This window comes from Micromonospora sp. NPDC047521 (assembly GCF_055587305.1).
Window position 1 is genome coordinate 32420 of sequence record NZ_JBVJGN010000004.1, and the last position, 15310, is coordinate 47729.

Annotated in this window: 16 protein-coding genes and 1 riboswitch; of the genes, 5 read left to right on the forward strand and 11 right to left on the reverse strand. The window is 73.3% G+C overall.

Going from position 1 to position 15310, the window contains the following annotated elements; translation table 11 throughout:
- Positions 1-123 precede the first annotated feature (123 nt).
- From ACZ6N8_RS10880 to ACZ6N8_RS10890, 3 genes are read left to right on the forward strand one after another with little or no spacing between them, the layout of a single operon-like run.
- Positions 124-987 (forward strand): ABC transporter substrate-binding protein, encoded by an 864-nt coding sequence (locus ACZ6N8_RS10880; protein ID WP_466009229.1) that lies wholly within the window; start codon positions 124-126, stop codon positions 985-987.
- Positions 984-1832: an amino acid ABC transporter permease gene (locus tag ACZ6N8_RS10885; protein WP_466009230.1), complete on the forward strand. Its 849-nt coding sequence runs from the start codon at positions 984-986 to the stop codon at positions 1830-1832. The genes ACZ6N8_RS10880 and ACZ6N8_RS10885 overlap by 4 nt, the downstream gene beginning before the upstream one ends.
- Positions 1832-2575 carry an amino acid ABC transporter ATP-binding protein gene (locus tag ACZ6N8_RS10890; protein WP_364371020.1) on the forward strand — a complete coding sequence of 248 codons (744 nt, stop codon included), beginning with the start codon at positions 1832-1834 and terminating at the stop codon, positions 2573-2575. Before ACZ6N8_RS10885 ends, ACZ6N8_RS10890 begins: the two co-directional genes overlap by 1 nt.
- Before the next feature lie 71 nt (positions 2576-2646).
- On the opposite strand, the gene ribH is transcribed toward ACZ6N8_RS10890, so the two are convergent.
- The 7 genes from ribH to rpe form a co-directional block, all read right to left on the reverse strand.
- Positions 2647-3147: a 6,7-dimethyl-8-ribityllumazine synthase gene (gene ribH, locus ACZ6N8_RS10895; protein ID WP_357987713.1), complete on the reverse strand. Its 501-nt coding sequence runs from the start codon at positions 3145-3147 to the stop codon at positions 2647-2649.
- A gap of 2 nt (positions 3148-3149) precedes the next feature.
- A complete protein-coding gene (locus ACZ6N8_RS10900) occupies positions 3150-4412 on the reverse strand; it encodes a bifunctional 3,4-dihydroxy-2-butanone-4-phosphate synthase/GTP cyclohydrolase II (protein ID WP_466009233.1) in 1263 nt (420 codons plus the stop codon).
- Positions 4413-4458: 46 nt separating this feature from the next.
- Positions 4459-5148 (reverse strand): nicotinamide riboside transporter PnuC, encoded by a 690-nt coding sequence (pnuC, locus tag ACZ6N8_RS10905; RefSeq protein ID WP_466009235.1) that lies wholly within the window; start codon positions 5146-5148, stop codon positions 4459-4461.
- Positions 5148-5765 carry a riboflavin synthase gene (locus ACZ6N8_RS10910; RefSeq protein WP_357987634.1) on the reverse strand — a complete coding sequence of 206 codons (618 nt, stop codon included), beginning with the start codon at positions 5763-5765 and terminating at the stop codon, positions 5148-5150. The genes pnuC and ACZ6N8_RS10910 overlap by 1 nt, the downstream gene beginning before the upstream one ends.
- Position 5766: 1 nt before the next feature.
- Positions 5767-6828: a bifunctional diaminohydroxyphosphoribosylaminopyrimidine deaminase/5-amino-6-(5-phosphoribosylamino)uracil reductase RibD gene (gene ribD, locus ACZ6N8_RS10915; protein ID WP_387123502.1), complete on the reverse strand. Its 1062-nt coding sequence runs from the start codon at positions 6826-6828 to the stop codon at positions 5767-5769.
- A 159-nt stretch (positions 6829-6987) separates the two neighbouring features.
- Positions 6988-7159, reverse strand: a riboswitch (FMN riboswitch).
- A gap of 78 nt (positions 7160-7237) precedes the next feature.
- Positions 7238-8194 carry a GGDEF domain-containing response regulator gene (locus tag ACZ6N8_RS10920; RefSeq protein ID WP_466009237.1) on the reverse strand — a complete coding sequence of 319 codons (957 nt, stop codon included), beginning with the start codon at positions 8192-8194 and terminating at the stop codon, positions 7238-7240.
- Position 8195: 1 nt separating this feature from the next.
- Complete coding sequence (gene rpe, locus ACZ6N8_RS10925; RefSeq protein WP_466009239.1) at positions 8196-8876, reverse strand: ribulose-phosphate 3-epimerase; 681 nt, start codon at positions 8874-8876, stop codon at positions 8196-8198.
- Positions 8877-9129: 253 nt separating this feature from the next.
- On the opposite strand from rpe, the gene ACZ6N8_RS10930 reads away from it, so the two are divergent.
- Positions 9130-10020 carry a septum formation family protein gene (locus ACZ6N8_RS10930; RefSeq protein WP_466009240.1) on the forward strand — a complete coding sequence of 297 codons (891 nt, stop codon included), beginning with the start codon at positions 9130-9132 and terminating at the stop codon, positions 10018-10020.
- Between the two features lie 85 nt (positions 10021-10105).
- Positions 10106-10996, forward strand: coding sequence for a septum formation family protein (locus tag ACZ6N8_RS10935; protein WP_466009241.1), 891 nt, complete (start codon positions 10106-10108; stop codon positions 10994-10996).
- A gap of 51 nt (positions 10997-11047) precedes the next feature.
- Here the strand turns inward: ACZ6N8_RS10935 and ACZ6N8_RS10940 are convergent, their stop codons facing one another.
- Genes ACZ6N8_RS10940 through ACZ6N8_RS10955 form a run of 4 tightly spaced genes read right to left on the reverse strand, consistent with a single transcriptional unit; the run spans position 11048 to position 15287 of the window.
- On the reverse strand, positions 11048-12526 hold the full coding sequence (locus tag ACZ6N8_RS10940) for an RsmB/NOP family class I SAM-dependent RNA methyltransferase (RefSeq protein ID WP_466009810.1): 1479 nt from the start codon (positions 12524-12526) through the stop codon (positions 11048-11050).
- Complete coding sequence (fmt, locus tag ACZ6N8_RS10945) at positions 12481-13407, reverse strand: methionyl-tRNA formyltransferase (RefSeq protein WP_357987617.1); 927 nt, start codon at positions 13405-13407, stop codon at positions 12481-12483. The genes ACZ6N8_RS10940 and fmt overlap by 46 nt, the downstream gene beginning before the upstream one ends.
- Positions 13408-13412: 5 nt before the next feature.
- Positions 13413-13973 (reverse strand): peptide deformylase, encoded by a 561-nt coding sequence (def, locus tag ACZ6N8_RS10950; RefSeq protein ID WP_357987614.1) that lies wholly within the window; start codon positions 13971-13973, stop codon positions 13413-13415.
- Between the two features lie 45 nt (positions 13974-14018).
- The gene (locus tag ACZ6N8_RS10955; protein ID WP_466009242.1) at positions 14019-15287 is read right to left on the reverse strand and encodes a cytochrome P450; all 1269 of its coding nucleotides are present in this window, start codon (positions 15285-15287) and stop codon (positions 14019-14021) included.
- Positions 15288-15310 lie beyond the last annotated feature (23 nt).

A 15310-nucleotide genomic window follows, 5' to 3' on the forward strand; every position in this document is an offset into this window, starting at 1 on the left:
TCTTCCAGCCGCCCGGGTGACGCCCCTCCCCCGGGTCCGCCGGCATCCAGCAGGCGGGCAATTCCCTATCAACATGGTGGGAAAATCTTCGATCGACGCCCGTTGAGCTCTACGCTGTCCGCCATGGCCAGCAGCTCTCGTCTCGTCGCGCTCACCCTCGCCGGTGCCGTCGCCGCCGCCACCGCCGGGTGCGCGCCCCAGCAGGAGACACCGACCCCGAATGTCACGGCGGCGCCGTCCTGCGCGAAGGAGAGCCTGCCCACGCGTACGCCGGGCAAGCTCACCATCGCCACCGACCAGCCCGCCTACGAGCCGTGGTTCCGACAGGACAAGCCGGACAACGGCGAGGGCTTCGAGTCTGCCGTCGCGTACGCGGTGGCCGAGAAGCTGGGCTACTCCCGCGCCGACGTGACGTGGACCCGCGTCAAGTTCGACTCCGCGATCGCGCCCGGGCCGAAGACCTTCGACTTCGACATCAACCAGTTCTCCATCACCGAGGAGCGCAAGCAGGCGGTGGACTTCTCCGCGCCGTACTACCTGGTGCGCCAGAGCGTCATCGCGCTGAAGTCGTCGAAGATCGCCGGTAGGACGTCGTTGGCCGACCTGCGCGACGCCCGGCTCGGCGCCCAGGTGGGGACCACCAGCTACCAGGCGATCACCGACGTGATCAAGCCGAGCGCGAAGCCGCAGGTCTACAACAGCAACGACGACGCCAAGAAGGCCCTGCAGAACGGGCAGCTCGACGGTCTCGTGGTGGACCTGCCGACCGCGTTCTACATCACCGGTGCGGAGATCACCGACGCGACTATCGTCGGGCAGGTGCCGCGGGTGGGTGTGCCGGAGGCGTTCGGGCTGCTGCTGGACCGGAACTCCCCGCTGACGTCCTGCGTGAGCGGCGCGATCGGGCAGCTCAGCGAGGCGGGCACGCTCACCCAGCTGGAGCAGAAGTGGCTCGCGCAGGTGGCGGGGGCGGCCGAGCTCAGGTGACCCTGCTGGATCACATCCCCTCCGAGGCCCAGCAGCGGCGGGCCGCGTACCGGCGGCGGCAGACGGTCTTCAGCGTGCTGGTGGCGGCGTCCTCGACGGCGGCGCTCGGCACGCTGCTGGTCGTCGCGGTGACCGGGGCGCCGGGCTGGGATCGGGTGCGGCGGTCCTTTCTGGACCCGGAGATCGCCCGGGACGCGCTGCCCGCGGTGCTGGCCGGGCTCTGGCTCAACGTACGGCTGCTGGTGTGTTGCGCGGCCGGCGCACTGCTGCTCGGGCTGGTGATCGCCGTGCTGCGTACGCTGCGCGGGCCGATCTTCTTTCCGGTCCGGGCGCTGGCCGCCGGCTACACGTACACCTTCCGCGGCCTGCCGTTGATCATCGTGCTGTACCTGCTCACCCTCGGCGTGCCGGGGCTGCGTCTGCAGGGCATGCCACCGGTGCTGGTGCTGGGCGGGCTCGCGCTGGTGCTCACCTACGGCGGCTACCTCGCCGAGGTGTTCCGGGCCGGCATCGAGTCGGTGCACCCCAGCCAGCTCGCCGCGGCCCGGTCGCTGGGCCTGACGTACCGGCAGACGATGCGGCACGTGGTCCTGCCGCAGGCGGTCCGCCGGGTGGCGCCGCCGCTGCTCAACGACGTGGTGGCGTTGCAGAAGGACGTCGGTCTGGTCTCGCTCGCCGGGCCGATCGACGCCGTCCGCGCCGCCCAGATCGCCACCGCCCAGACGTTCAACTACACGCCGTACGTCGTGGCGGGGGTGCTCTTCGTGCTGCTCGCGATCCCGCTGATCGCGGTCACCGACTGGGTGACGCTGCGCGCGGCCCGTCGACAGTCGGGAGGCTCGTGATGGCGCTGCTGCGCTGCCGGGGACTGCGCAAGGAGTACGCCGGCACCGTCGTGCTCGACGGGCTCGACCTGACGGTCGCCGAGCATCAGGTGGTCGCGCTGATCGGCGCGTCCGGGTCGGGCAAGTCCACACTGCTGCGCTGCGTGAACCTCCTCGACGACCTCGACGACGGCACCATCGAGCTGGACGGCGAGGACATCTCCGACCCCCGGGTGGACGCCGACCGGGTACGCAGGCGGATCGGCATGGTGTTCCAGGCGTACAACCTGTTTCCGCATCTGAGCGTGCTGGAGAACATCACCCTTGCCCCGCGTCGGGTGCACCGGAGGGCCCGCGCGGAGGCCGAGGCGCAGGCCCGCGAACTCCTCGACCGGGTGGGGCTGGGCGCGAGGGCGGACGCGTACCCGGACCGGCTCTCGGGCGGGCAGCAGCAGCGGGTGGCGATCGTGCGGGCGCTGGCCAACTCGCCGCGACTGATGCTGCTGGACGAGGTGACCTCGGCGCTGGACCCGGAACTCGTCGGTGAGGTGCTGGCGATGATCCGGGACCTCAAGGCCGACGGGATGACGATGGTGCTGGCCACCCACGAGATGGGTTTCGCCAGGGAGGTCGCCGACGAGGTCTGCTTCCTCGACGCGGGACGGGTCGTCGAGAGCGGCCCACCCGAGCAGGTGCTCGGTGAGCCGACGCAGCCCCGGACGCGGCAGTTCCTACGCCGGATCATCGAGGCCGGCCGGCTCTGAGGGCCACCCCGACACGAAACGCCACCCCGACACGAAACGCCAGCCGAGACAGACGCCAGCGGGCAGGCGGGTCAGCCGCCGAAGCCGACCCGCTGGGCGTTGCCGGCGGCCACGGTCCGGACGGCGAGCGCGGCGTCGAGCGCGGCGACGGTGGCCGACCAGCCCTTGTCCTCGGCCGAGCCGGGCAGCCCGGCCCGGTCCCGGGCCTGCTCGATGGTCTCCACTGTGAGCACCCCGTGGGCGACCGGCTTGCCCTCGTCCAACGCCACCCGGGTCAGCCCGTCGGTGACCGAACGGCAGACGTAGTCGAAGTGGGCGGTGGCGCCCCGGACCACCACGCCGAGCGCGACCACGACGTCGCAGCGGCGCGCGAGGGCCTGGGCGACCACGGGCAGCTCGACCGAGCCGGCGACCCGGGCGACCACCGAACGCGCCCCGCACGCCTCGGCGGCGGCTACCGCGCGCTCGAGCATGTGGTCGGTCAGCTCGCCGTGCCACCGGGCGGCGACCACACCGACGGTCAGCCCCGCGGCGTCCACCGCGTCGACCCCCGGCTCACCGAAACCCGCCATCGTCATGCTCCGATCTCGTCGTTGGCGACCGGACGCCCCATCGGGGCCTCGGTCGCCTCACCCAACTCCAGCAGGTGACCCATCCGGTCCCGCTTGGTACGCAGGTAGCGCAGGTTCTCCGGGTGCGCGCCGGCCGGCAGTCCCTCCCGGCCGGTGATGGTCAACCCGTAGCCCTCCAGCCCGGCCCGCTTGGCCGGGTTGTTGGTCAACAGCCGCATCGAGCGCACACCCAGGTCGTAGAGGATCTGCGCGCCGGTGCCGTAGTCGCGGGCATCGGCCGGCAGACCCAGGTCGAGGTTGGCGTCCACTGTGTCGCGGCCCTGGTCCTGCAACTGGTACGCCTGGAGCTTGTGCAGCAGCCCGATGCCGCGCCCCTCGTGTCCCCTGACGTAGAGCACCACGCCCCGGCCCTCGCGGGCGACGCTGGCCAGCGCGGCGTCCAACTGGGGGCCGCAGTCGCAGCGCAGCGAGCCGAACACGTCGCCGGTCAGGCATTCGGAGTGCACCCGGACCAGGACGTCCTGGCCGTCGCCGAGGTCGCCCAGGACCATCGCGACGTGCTCGGCCGGGTCGTGCTCGGCGCGGTAACCCAGGGCACGGAACACCCCGTGCCGGGTGGGCATCCGGGCGTCGGCGACCAGCTCGACCTGCTTCTCGGTGCGCCGCCGGTAGGCGATCAGGTCGGCGATGGTGATCAGGGTGAGGCCGTGCTCGGCGGAGAACTTCTCCAGGTCCGGCAGCCGCATCATGGTGCCGTCGTCGTTGACCAGCTCACACAGCACGCCGGCGGGGCGCAGCCCGGCGAGCCGGGTCAGGTCGACGGCGGCCTCGGTGTGCCCGGGGCGGCGCAGGACGCCGCCCTCGCGGGCGCGCAGCGGCACCACGTGCCCGGGGCGGGCCAGGTCGGTCGGGTCGGTAGCGGCGTCGGCGAGCAGCCGGCTGGTGTGCGCGCGGTCGGCCGCCGAGATGCCGGTGCTGACGCCCTCCCGGGCGTCCACGGTCACCGTGTACGCGGTGCCGCGCCGGTCCTGGTTGGTGTGGTGCATCGGCGGCAGGTCGAGCCGGTCGGCTTCGCTCTCGGTCAACGCCACGCAGACGTATCCGGAGGTGTGGCGCACCATGAACGCCATCAGTTCCGGCGTGGCCAGCCCGGCCGCGAAGATCAGGTCGCCCTCGTTCTCGCGGTCGGCGTCGTCGACGACGACGACCGGCCGTCCGGCCGCGATCTCGGCGATCGCCTGCTCGATACTCCCGAAGGCGCTCATGCCGCCGCTCCGCTGCGCTCGGTGGCGTCATGGATGGTTCGTTCGCTCATGCGACGGCCTCCGTGTAGATGGGCGTACGGGGCTTGGCCGGCCGGGTGACGCGCGAGGTGCGCCACCAGGCGGCGAATCCCCAGGCGCAGAGCGCGCCGTAGATCAGGTACATGACTGCCGACGGATAGAACCCGCCGCGCAGCAGCAGTGGCACACCCACCGCGTCCACGGCGATCCAGATCAGCCAGAACTCCACCCAGCCGCGGGCCATGCCGTAGGTGGCAAGCAGGCTGCCGGTGAGGATCCAGGCGTCCGGCAGCGGGCCCCAGGAGCCCAGCGCGGCGAGCACCGGGTAGGCGGCGGCGGTGCCGACGGCGGCGGCCAGCAGCATCGCCAGTCGCTCCCGCCAGGTGGCCCAGCGCGGCAGCACCGCGGCGTGTTCGTCGTCGGTGCGACTGTTGCGCCGCCAGCGCCACCAGCCGTAGACGCTGACCGCGAAGAAGAACACCTGCCTACCGGCCTGCCCGTACAGGTCGTGCGCCTGCGGGGTGGCGAACACCCCGCCCAGGAAGACGGTGAGCAGCAGCGCGTTGCCGATCATGCCGACCGGCCACGCCCAGACCAGCCGGCGCAGCCCGAGCAGCGCCGAGACCAGCCCGAACGCGTTGCCGACGATCTCCCGGACCAGCACCGGCGACCCGGCGATCTGCACCTGGGCGTCGAGCAGCCAACCGAGGGTGCCCATCAGGCCACCCCGCCGGTCTCGGCCACGCGGGCGCCCAGCAGCCGCTCCACGTACTTCGCCAGCACGTCGACCTCCAGGTTGACCGGGTCGCCGACGCCCTTCGCGCCGAGCGTGGTCAGCGTGAGGGTGGTGGGGATCAGCCCGACGGCGAACTCGTCCGCGCCCACCTCGGCGACGGTGAGCGAGACGCCGTCGATGGTGATGGAGCCCTTCTCCACCACGTACCGGGCCAGGGCGGCGGGCAGCCGGAACCGGACCGTCTCCCACTGCTCGGCCGGCTCCCGGGAGAGCACCTCCCCGACGCCGTCCACGTGGCCCTGCACGAGGTGCCCGCCGAGCCGGCTGCCCAGGGCGGCGGCCCGCTCCAGGTTGACCGGGTCGCCGGCGCGCAGCGCGCCAAGCGCGGAGCGGCGCAGCGTCTCGCCCATCACGTCGGCCGTGAAGACGCCGTCGGCGACGTCCACCACGGTCAGGCAGACGCCGTTGACGGCGATGGAGTCGCCGTGGCGGGCGTCGGAGGTGACAAGCGGGCCGCGTACGGCGACAAGCGCCGAATCGCCCGCCGTGGCCGTCACCCGGACGACCTCACCCATTTCCTCGACAATGCCGGTGAACATGTCAGCCCTCCCTCTTACGGGGCAAAGCGGTGATCCGGAGGTCCGGACCGACCTGCGTAACGTCGACGAACTCCAGATCGATTGCCTCAGCGATGGTCGTCACTCCCGCGTCGAGCAGGGCCGTGGGGCCGGCGCCGAGCAGCCGGGGCGCGACGTACCCGATGATCTTGTCGACCAGGCCGGCGGCGAGGAACGCGCCGGCCAGCCGGGGGCCGCCCTCCAGGAGCACCGCGCGGACCCCGCGCTGGTGCAGCGCCGCGAGCAGCGCCGGCAGGTCGACCCGGCCGTCCGGGCCGGCGCCGACCTCCGCGGCGGTCGCGATCCACGTCCGGGCGGCGCCGTCGCGGACCCGGGCGTCGGCCGGGGTACGCCCCGAGCTGTCCACCACCACCCGCAGCGGCTGCCGGATGGCCAGGCTGCCGTCGCGCAGGTTGCGGGCGGTCAGCCGGGGATCGTCGGCGAGCACGGTGCCCACCCCGGCGAGGACCGCGTCGACGGTGCCGCGCAGCGCGTGCACGTCGATCCGGGCCGCCTCCGAGGTGATCCACATGCTGGTGCCGTCCGCCGCCGCGGAGCGCCCGTCGAGCGTGGCGGCGTACTTCCAGATGACGTACGGCCAGCCCCGGCGCATCGAGGTCAGCCAGGCGACGTTGCCGGCCTCGGCCTCGTCGCCGCGTACCCCCAGGTCGACCCGGACCCCTGCGGAGCGCAACGTGGCGGCGCCGCCGGAGGCCACCGGGTTGGGGTCGGGCACGGCGATGACCACCCGGGCCACCCCGGCCTGGACAAGCGCGGTGCTGCAGGGGCCGGTGCGGCCTGTGTGGTTGCAGGGTTCCAGAGTGACGACCGCGGTGCCGCCCTTGGCGCGCTGCCCGGCCTGGGCCAACGCGACGATCTCGGCGTGCGGCCCGCCGGCGTAGGCGTGGAAGCCCTCCCCGACGACCTGTCCGTCCTCGTCGAGCAGCACACAGCCGACCACCGGGTTGGGGCTGGTCGTGCCCAACCCCCGTGCGGCCAACTCGATCGCACGCCGCATCGCCTCGTCGACGGAGACGCTGGCCATCGCCCTTTCCCGCCCTCTCACTCGCCGGTCCGCGCGCTGGCGGTCAGGGAGGCGGCATGGGCCGCGGGCAGGCGGTGGCGGATTCCGGGAACGGCACAGCCGCCCCGGAGGGTGGGCACGGCACGCTGACGCCAGCGGCCGGGCGGACCCGTCCGTCCCGCGCGCTGTCTCCCATCCGGACTGTCTGGGTGCGGACGAACCGCTCCCAACCGTCGGCCCCGGAGTTTCACCAGGTCCACCGGCCGGCCGAAGCCGTCCGGGTCGCGGGCTGACCACGGTCGGACCGTGGATCACCGCCGGTTCGGAATTTCACCGAGTCCCGCCAGCGCGTGGTGGGTACCTCGCAGTCTTACACGCCGAGCACGGTGTGTCCTTATCCAGGCGAGCTACTTCACAGCGGGATCACGCGTCAGGTGACGCCGCGCCGCCGGTCCACCGCCACGTACGAACCGGGCTGGCTCTTGGCGACCGTCTTCATCTCCGAGGCCACCGCGATGGCCTCCAGGGGGTCGGTGAACCGCTTGCCGGAGTCGGAGAGGGAGACCCCGATGGAGAGGGTGACCAGGGCGGCCCGGCGGATCGTGCCCCGTCGATCCTTCAACTCGACGAAGCCCCGCTCCCGGTCGGTCGGGTCGTAGAGCGTGTCGGCCGACTTCTCGAAGTCGACCACGGCCCTGGAGGTCAGCGGGCGGACCTGGTCCGGCGCGCAGACGATGACGAAGTCGTCGCCGCCGACGTGGCCGAGGAAGGCCGGCGGCAACCCCACCGCGACAACGGCCCGGTGCAGGCTGCGGGCCAGGGCGGAGATGAAGTCGTCGCCGCGGACGAAGCCGTACCTGTCGTTGACGCTCTTGAACCGGTCGATGTCGATGTAGCCGACCGCGTAGTCCACGCCGTGCCGGACCCGGTCGCTGATCTCCCGCCGGATCCGGCTGTTGCCGGGCAGCCCGGTCAGCGGCGAGACCTCCCGGAACTCCTTGTTGCGGCGCAGGGTCGACGAGACGCGGGCCACCAGCTCGGCGGTGTCGAACGGCTTGACCAGGTAGTCGTCGGCGCCGGCGCTGAGCCCGTGCACCTTGTCCACGGTCATGCCCTTCGCGGTCAGCATGATCACCGGCAGGGCGGAGGTCATCGGGTCGGCGCGCAGCCGCCGGGTCAGCTCCATCCCGTCGATGCGGGGCATCATGAGGTCGACCACGGCCAGGTCGGGCCGCTGCCGCTCGATGACCTCCAGGGCCTCCTGGCCGTCGCTGGCGTGGATCACGTCGAAGCCGTGCAACCGCAGGTTGAACTCGACGAAACGAGCGATGTCCTCGTCGTCGTCGACGACGAGGATGATGTCCTTGCGGTCGCCGTCGGGCTCCACCTCAGGCCCCGCGGGTCGCGCGTTCCGCGAGTGCCCGCAGGTGCCGTACGGCCTGGGCCGGGTCGGCGGCGCCGTACACGGCGGTGCCGGCCACGAACGCGTCGGCGCCGGCGGACGCCGCCTGCTCGATGGTGTCGGCGGCGATCCCGCCGTCCACCTCGATGCGCAGCTCCAGGTGCCCGGTGTCGACGTGCCGGCGGGCGGCACGGACCTTGTCCAGCAGCTGGGGGATGAACCGCTGCCCGCCGAAGCCCGCCTTGATCGTCATGATCAGCAGGGTGTCGAAGCTGGGCAGCAGGTCCAGGTACGGCTCGATAGGGGTGTCCCGGTCGATGGCCAGTCCGGCCTTCGCGCCCGCCGAACGCAGATCCTTGGCCAGTGCCACCGGGTCGTCGCACGCCTCGGCGTGGAACGTCACGTTGTACGCCCCGGCGTCGGCGTAACCGGGGGCCCAGCGACGCGGGTCCTCGATCATCAGGTGCACGTCGAACGGCATCTCGGTGACCGCCCGCAGGCTCTGCACCACAGGCAGACCGATCGTCAGGTTGGGCACGAAATGGTTGTCCATCACGTCCACGTGCAACCAGTCCGCGGCGTCCTGGACGGCGCGGACCTCTTCGGCGAGACGGGCGAAATCGGCGGCCAGGATGCTCGGCGCGACGATCGGCGGCGGTACGGTCACGAGGCCAGTGTACGAACGCGGCCCCCCGCCGCCCGCATCGCGGCACCACCTCGGACGCGCTGTGACCCGGCAGTGACCAGTGGTGCAGAATTGGTCGATCCGGACTGACGAATCCGGACGAACAGACATCAGCTACTGGCCGATCGACGGAAACGCGACGACACTCCAAGCGGGACGGTGCCGTAGGCTGCACGCCCGCCGGGGTCTCGCCGCGGGGCGCGGTGACCGGCCGCCAGCTCCCGGGAGGCGGACGATGCGACGGTGGCTCGGAGTGCTGGCGTCGGTGTGCGTCACGACGGTGCTGCTGACCGGCTGCGGGCCGGCGCGGGGCGCGGACGGTGACCTGACCGACGACTGGCCCGGGCTGGGCGCCCCCCAGCCGTTCACCCCGGCCACCGACACCTGCCTGCCGCGCATCACCTCCATCGTGCAGGCCAGCACGTACGAGACGGTCGACTGCGCGCGCAGCCACCTGGCCGAGGCGATCCACGTCGGCGCCTTCACCGGCCCCGCCGCGTCGGCCAGGACCCGGCCCGGGCCGGGCTCACCGGCGCTGCGCGCCGCCCGCGGCGAGTGCGACCAGCGGGCCCGGGAGGTGCTCGGCGGCGACTGGCACACGGCACGGCTCAGCCTGTCGCTCGCGCTGCCGTCCGCACCGGCCTGGGCCGGCGGCGCACGCTGGTTCCGCTGCGACCTGAGCGAGACCGACAGCATCGACAACACCCGGCCGGTGAACCGCAGCGGCAGCCTGCGCGGAGCGCTGATCGGCGACGCCCCGCTGACGCACCGCTGCTTCGACCCCAAGCTGATCGGCGACAACCTCAACTACATGGCGCCCGTGCTGTGCACCGAACCGCACCGGGCCGAGTTCGTCGGCGTCTACACCGAGCGCGACATGAGCTGGGCCGAGTTCACCCGCTCCGCCGAGCAGGCGCACCGCCGCTGCATGGCCCTGATCGCCGCGTACGCCGACGTGCCGAACAACGCCGACCTGCCGTACCGGGCCGGGTCCATCTACTACCCACCGTCGCAACGGGAGTGGGAGGAGGGTGACCGGGGCGTGCGGTGTTTCCTGTGGAGCGACGACCGCAAGCTCACCCGTTCGATGCGCGGCGTCGGCCCCGAGGGACTACCGGCGATCTGAGCATCGGTGCCGTATGCTGCTGCGCCGTGGCGCTACCGACCGGCCGAGGGGTCGACCGGAGGCCACCAGCGGCGGGAGGTCGGAGATGCGACGGTGGTTGACGGCGGTTGCCGGTGGCGCGGCGGTTGCCCTGGCGCTCGCCGGGTGTGGCGCGCCGGCCGGGGTCGACCGCAACCTCACCGACGATTGGCCCGCGCCCGTCGCGGCGCAGCAGTTCGTTCCCGCCGCCGACGTCTGCCACCACTCCTCGCAGCAGGTCGGTTTCCTCACCGGCTACAACCCGATGTCGTGCGCCGAGTCGCACCGGGTGGAGACCCTGTTCGTCGGCACCCTCACCGGTAAGGGCGCGGAGCGCGGCACACCCCCGCCGCCCGGCTCGGAGGGCATGCGGGCCGCGCAGGCCGGCTGCGACAAGGAGGTCAGCAAGGCCGTCGGCGCGGACTGGCGCTCCGGCCGGCTCGGCCTGACCGTCGTCCCGCCGTCCGCGTCCGCCTGGGCCGGTGGGGCCCGCTGGTACCGCTGCGACGTCACCGAGATCGCCAGCATCGACGACACGGCAGTCGACCTGCGCACCGGCAGCCTCCGCGGGTCGTTGACCGGGGCGGCGCCGTTGGCGTACCGCTGCTTCAACCCCAAGCTCGTCAAGGACGACATCGACGAGATGGTCGCGGTGCCCTGCACCGCCAAGCACCACGCCGAGTTCGTCGGGATCTGGCAGGCCCCGGACATCAGCTACGCCGAGTTCACCCGCACCACCAAGCGGACCCACCGGGCCTGCCAGACGATGACCGCGAAGTTCGCCAAGGTGCCGGACAACTCGCAGCTCGACTTCCGCGCCGGGACGATCTACTACCAGCCGTACGAGCAGGAGTGGAAGAACGGGAACCGGGGCGTGCAGTGCTTCCTGTGGATCAGCGACCGGAACCTGACCCGTTCGCTGCGCAACGCGGGCACGAAGGGCCTCCCGGTCACCTGACCGGCCGCGCATGACCGCACCCGGCCGGGCCCGGCCGGGTGCGGTGTCGCGTCAGCCCTTGCGCAGGACGGCGAGGAACATCGCGTCGGTGCCGTGCCGGTGCGGCCAGAGCTGCACCGTCGGACCGTCGCCGAGGCCCGGCATGCCGGCCGGCAGCAGCGGTCGGGCGTCGACGAAGTCCACCGACACGCCGCTGCGACGGGCCGCCTCGGTGACCGTCACGTGCGTCTCGACGGTGTGCGGCGAGCACGTGACGTAGGCGACAAGCCCGCCCGGGCGGGCCGCCCGCAGCGCCGCGCCGAGCAGCTCACGTTGCAGTCGCGTCAACGGCGGCAGGTCGGAGGGCTGGCGGCGCCAGCGGGACTCCGGCCGGCGGCGCAGCGACCCCAACCCGGTGCAGGGGGCGTCCACCAGAACCCGGTCGAAGTGCCCCTCGGGCAGCTTCGGGTCGCCCCCGACCTCCCGGCCGTCCATCGTCAGCACGGCAACGGGCAGCCCCCGGGTCGCCTGGGAGACCAGCCGGGCGCGGTGCTCGGCCACCTCCACAGCTGTCACCCGGGCGCCACGCTGCGCGGCAAGCGCACCGAGCAGCCCGGCCTTTCCACCCGGACCGGCGCACAGGTCCAGCCAGCGCCCGTCCGGGCCGTCCAGCGGCGCGTCGGCCAGGGCGGCGGCCACCAGCTGGGAGCCCTCGTCCTGGACGTGGGCGCGGCCGTCCGCCACCGCCGGCACGTCGCCAGGCGCGCCGCCGGGCGGATAGACGGCGTACGGCGAGAACGCGCCAGGCGCGCCGCCGACCTGGTCGGCCAGCTCCACCGGGTCGATCAGGCCGGGCCGGGCGCACAGGTGCACCGGCGGCCGCTCGTTGTCCTCGATCAGGAGGCGTGCCGTCTCACCCAGGTCACCGTCGAGCGCCTCGGAGAAGGCCCGCACGATCCACTGCGGGTGGCTGTACGCGACCGCCAGGTGCCCGACCGGGTCGGTCTCCATCGGCGGGGCGAGCTTCGCCACCCAGCCGTCGGAGTCGCGGGTCGACACCTCCCGCAGCACCGCGTTGGCGAACCCGGTGGCGCCCGGCGCGACCGCGCGGACCAGGTCCACCGTCGAGGAGACCGCGGCGTGCGGCGGCACCCGGGTGTGCAGGAGCTGGTACGCCCCGATCCGTAGCGCGTCGCGGACCGGCGGGTCGATCCGGGCCACGTCCCGCCCGGCCGCGTCGGTGAGGATCGCGTCCAACGTGCCCAGGTGACGCAGCGTGCCGTAGGTCAGCTCGGTGGCGAAGGCCGCGTCCCGGCCGAACAGCCCCTCCTCGCGCAGGATGATCGGCAGCACCAGGTTGGCGAACGCGTCGTCGCGGTGCACCGCCGCCACCGCCTCGTACGCCGCGCGGCGCGGGCGGTCCAGTGGTGGCCGGACCGGCCGGCGGTCCCCGCCACGACCCGCGGTCGGGCCGGAGCGGGTGGGGCGGGTGCCCTCGGGGGCTGTCACGCGAAGTCCTCTCCAGTGCCGACCCGGACGCCGCGCGCCCAGTCGGTAGCGCCCATCGCCCGCTTGCCCGCGGCACGAACCTCGCCGAGGCGCACCGGCGCGGTGGCCGTACCGGCAAGCACCCGGGCCTTCTCCACGAGCAACTCACCCGGCTTCAACTCCGGCCCGTCGGGCACCGGCACGACCGGGCCGAGTTTCACCCGCTCGCCCCGGAACGTCGTCCAGGCGCCAGGCGCGGGCGTGCACGCCCGGATCCGGCGGTCCACGGCGAACGCCGGGTCGGCCCAGCGGACCCGGGCGTCGTCCACAGTCAGCTTCGGCGCCAGCGACACCCCGTCGGCGGGTTGCGGCTCGGCGCGGGCGGTGCCGTCGGCGATCGCGTCGAGCACCGCCACGAGCAGGCCGGCGCCGGAGTCGGCGAGCCGCTCCAGCAGGTCGCCGGACGTGTCGGCGGGGCGGATCTCGTCGGTCAGGGTGCCGTACACCGGGCCGGTGTCCAGGCCCTGCTCCAGCTGGAAGACGCTGGCGCCGGTCAGCTCGTCACCGTGCAGGACGGCGTGCTGCACGGGCGCGGCACCCCGCCAGGCCGGCAGCAGCGAGAAGTGCAGGTTGATCCAGCCGTACCGGGGGATCTCCAGGGCGGCCGGCGGCACCAGCGCGCCGTACGCGACAACGGGCACGCAGTCCGGTGCCAGCTCGCGGAGGCGGTCGAGGAACTCCGGATCGCGGGGGCGGGCCGGCGTGAGCACCTCCACGCCGTGCTCGTCGGCCCACTCGCCCACCGGGGAGCGGGACAGGCCTCGGCCACGTCCGGCGGGCGCGTCGGGTCGGGTGACCACGGCGACCAGCTCGTGCCGGGAGGCGGCGACGGCGGCCAGCGCGGGGACGGCGACGGCCGGCGTACCGGCGAAGATCACACGCATCCGGGTCACCGACCCAGACCGAAGGGACTGCCCGCGCCGTGCGGGTTGACCTTGACCACCGGCGGGGCGGCCGGGTCGTACCACTCGGCCTGGCGGATCGCCTTCATGGCCTCCTTGCGGCCGGCGGAGTCGAGCCGGTCCAGGAAGAGCACACCGTCGAGGTGGTCGGTCTCGTGCTGCACGCAGCGGGACATCAGGCCGGTGCCGACGATCTGCAACGGGTCGCCGTAGCCGTTGAAGCCCTTGGCGATGACGTTCTGCCGGCGCTTGGTGTCGAAGTAGAGCCCGGGAATGGACAGGCAGCCCTCCGGGCCGTCCTGCTCCTCCTCGTCGGGGAACTCCAGGACCGGGTTGACCAGGTGCCCGAGCACGTCGTCGACGTCGAAGGCGAACACCCGCAGGCTCACACCGAGCTGCGGGGCGGCCAGGCCGGCGCCGTTCTGCTCACGCATCGTGTCGGTGAGGTCGGCGATGAGCCTACGCAGCTCGACGTCGAAGTCGACAACCGGATCGGCCGGCGTGCGCAGCACCGGATCCCCAAAAAGACGGATGGGCTGGACGGTCACGCGGGACGGCTCCTTCATGGGTGGGACGGGCGGTGCCGTACCAGTCTACGGAGTGCCCGGGCGCGCACCGGCCGGCGCACCTCGATCGGCCGGCGCCGGTGTGCCGAGCGTCACCAGCAGGCTCTCGTAGCCGCGCAGGGTCAGCCGGGTCCGGTGCCGGGGCGGCTCGGCCAGGGCCAGCTCGGGCAGCCGGCGCAGCAGCATCGGGAACGCCAGCTGCGCCTCCAGCCGGGCCAGGCCGGCGCCGAGGCAGTAGTGCGGGCCGGCGCCGAAGGACAGCGGGTGCGCCTGCCCTCGGGTCGGGTCGAACTTCCCCGGGTCGGGAAACCGGCGCGGGTCGCGGTTGGCCGCGCCGAGCAGCAGCAGCGCCGCGCTGCCGGCCGGCAGGTCGAGGCCGCCGCAACGCACCGGCGCCGTGCTGGTCCGGGTGGTCAGCTGCACCGGGGAGTCGTAGCGCAACAGCTCCTCGACGTACGCCGGGGCGAGCGCGGGGTCGGCGCGCAGCGCGTCGGCGGCCGCCGGGTGACGCAGCAGCACGACGAGGCCGTTGCCGAGCAGGTTGGTGGTGGTCTCGAAGCCTGCCACCAGCAGCACCACCAGGTTGGCCAGCAGCTCGTCGCCGGTGAGCCGTTCACCGTCGGCGTCGTGCACCTGGACCAGCGCGGTGGTCAGGTCATCGGCCGGCGCCCGCCGTCGGGCGACGATCAGCTCGACGAAGTAGTCGCGCAGCTCGGCGGCGCCCGCGTCGGCGACCGCCAGCTCCTCGGTGGTGATCTCCGGCTCCAGCACCCCGGTCAGGTCACCGGCCCAGCGCCGGAACAGCGGCCGGTCGGCCGCCGGCACACCGAGCAGCGCGCAGATCACCCCGACCGGCAGCGGGTACGCGAAGTCGGCGAGCACGTCCACCGGCCCGCCGTCCCCGGCGCGCTCGACGATCGCGTCGAGCAGCTCCTCGGCCTGCGCCCGCACCACGTCGCGCATCCCGGCGATCCGGCGCGGACTGAACGCCCCGGCGGCCAGCCGACGCATCCGGCTGTGGTCGGGCGGGTTGGTCCGCAGCATCGACCTGGCGATCGACGACACGGCGGGGCTCTGTCGCCAGTTCGGCCACATCTGGTCCCGCAGGGCGTCGTCGAGCACCCCGAGCCGGGGGTCGCGCAGCAGCTCGTCGACCTCCGGGTAGCCGGTCACCACGTACAGGCCGGGCAGCGCCTGCACCACGGGTCCGTGCGCGCGCAGCCGCTCGTACGTCGGGTAGGGGTCGACCCGCCCCTGCGGCGACATGAGCAGTGTGAGCGCCTCGGCAGCGTCCATGACCGGCCTCCCCCGTCGATGCG

Coding starts and splice junctions, on each gene's coding strand:
- fmt (WP_357987617.1), bottom strand. CDS start 13,407: ATGCGTGTGATCTTCGCCGGTACGCCGGCCGTCGCCGTCCCCGCGCTG.
- ACZ6N8_RS10955 (WP_466009242.1), bottom strand. CDS start 15,287: ATGGACGCTGCCGAGGCGCTCACACTGCTCATGTCGCCGCAGGGGCGG.
- ACZ6N8_RS10930 (WP_466009240.1), top strand. CDS start 9,130: ATGCGACGGTGGCTCGGAGTGCTGGCGTCGGTGTGCGTCACGACGGTG.
- ribD (WP_387123502.1), bottom strand. CDS start 6,828: ATGGCCAGCGTCTCCGTCGACGAGGCGATGCGGCGTGCGATCGAGTTG.
- pnuC (WP_466009235.1), bottom strand. CDS start 5,148: ATGGGCACCCTCGGTTGGCTGCTCGACGCCCAGGTGCAGATCGCCGGG.
- ACZ6N8_RS10910 (WP_357987634.1), bottom strand. CDS start 5,765: ATGTTCACCGGCATTGTCGAGGAAATGGGTGAGGTCGTCCGGGTGACG.
- ACZ6N8_RS10890 (WP_364371020.1), top strand. CDS start 1,832: ATGGCGCTGCTGCGCTGCCGGGGACTGCGCAAGGAGTACGCCGGCACC.
- ACZ6N8_RS10935 (WP_466009241.1), top strand. CDS start 10,106: ATGCGACGGTGGTTGACGGCGGTTGCCGGTGGCGCGGCGGTTGCCCTG.
- ribH (WP_357987713.1), bottom strand. CDS start 3,147: ATGGCGGGTTTCGGTGAGCCGGGGGTCGACGCGGTGGACGCCGCGGGG.
- ACZ6N8_RS10880 (WP_466009229.1), top strand. CDS start 124: ATGGCCAGCAGCTCTCGTCTCGTCGCGCTCACCCTCGCCGGTGCCGTC.
- ACZ6N8_RS10900 (WP_466009233.1), bottom strand. CDS start 4,412: ATGAGCGCCTTCGGGAGTATCGAGCAGGCGATCGCCGAGATCGCGGCC.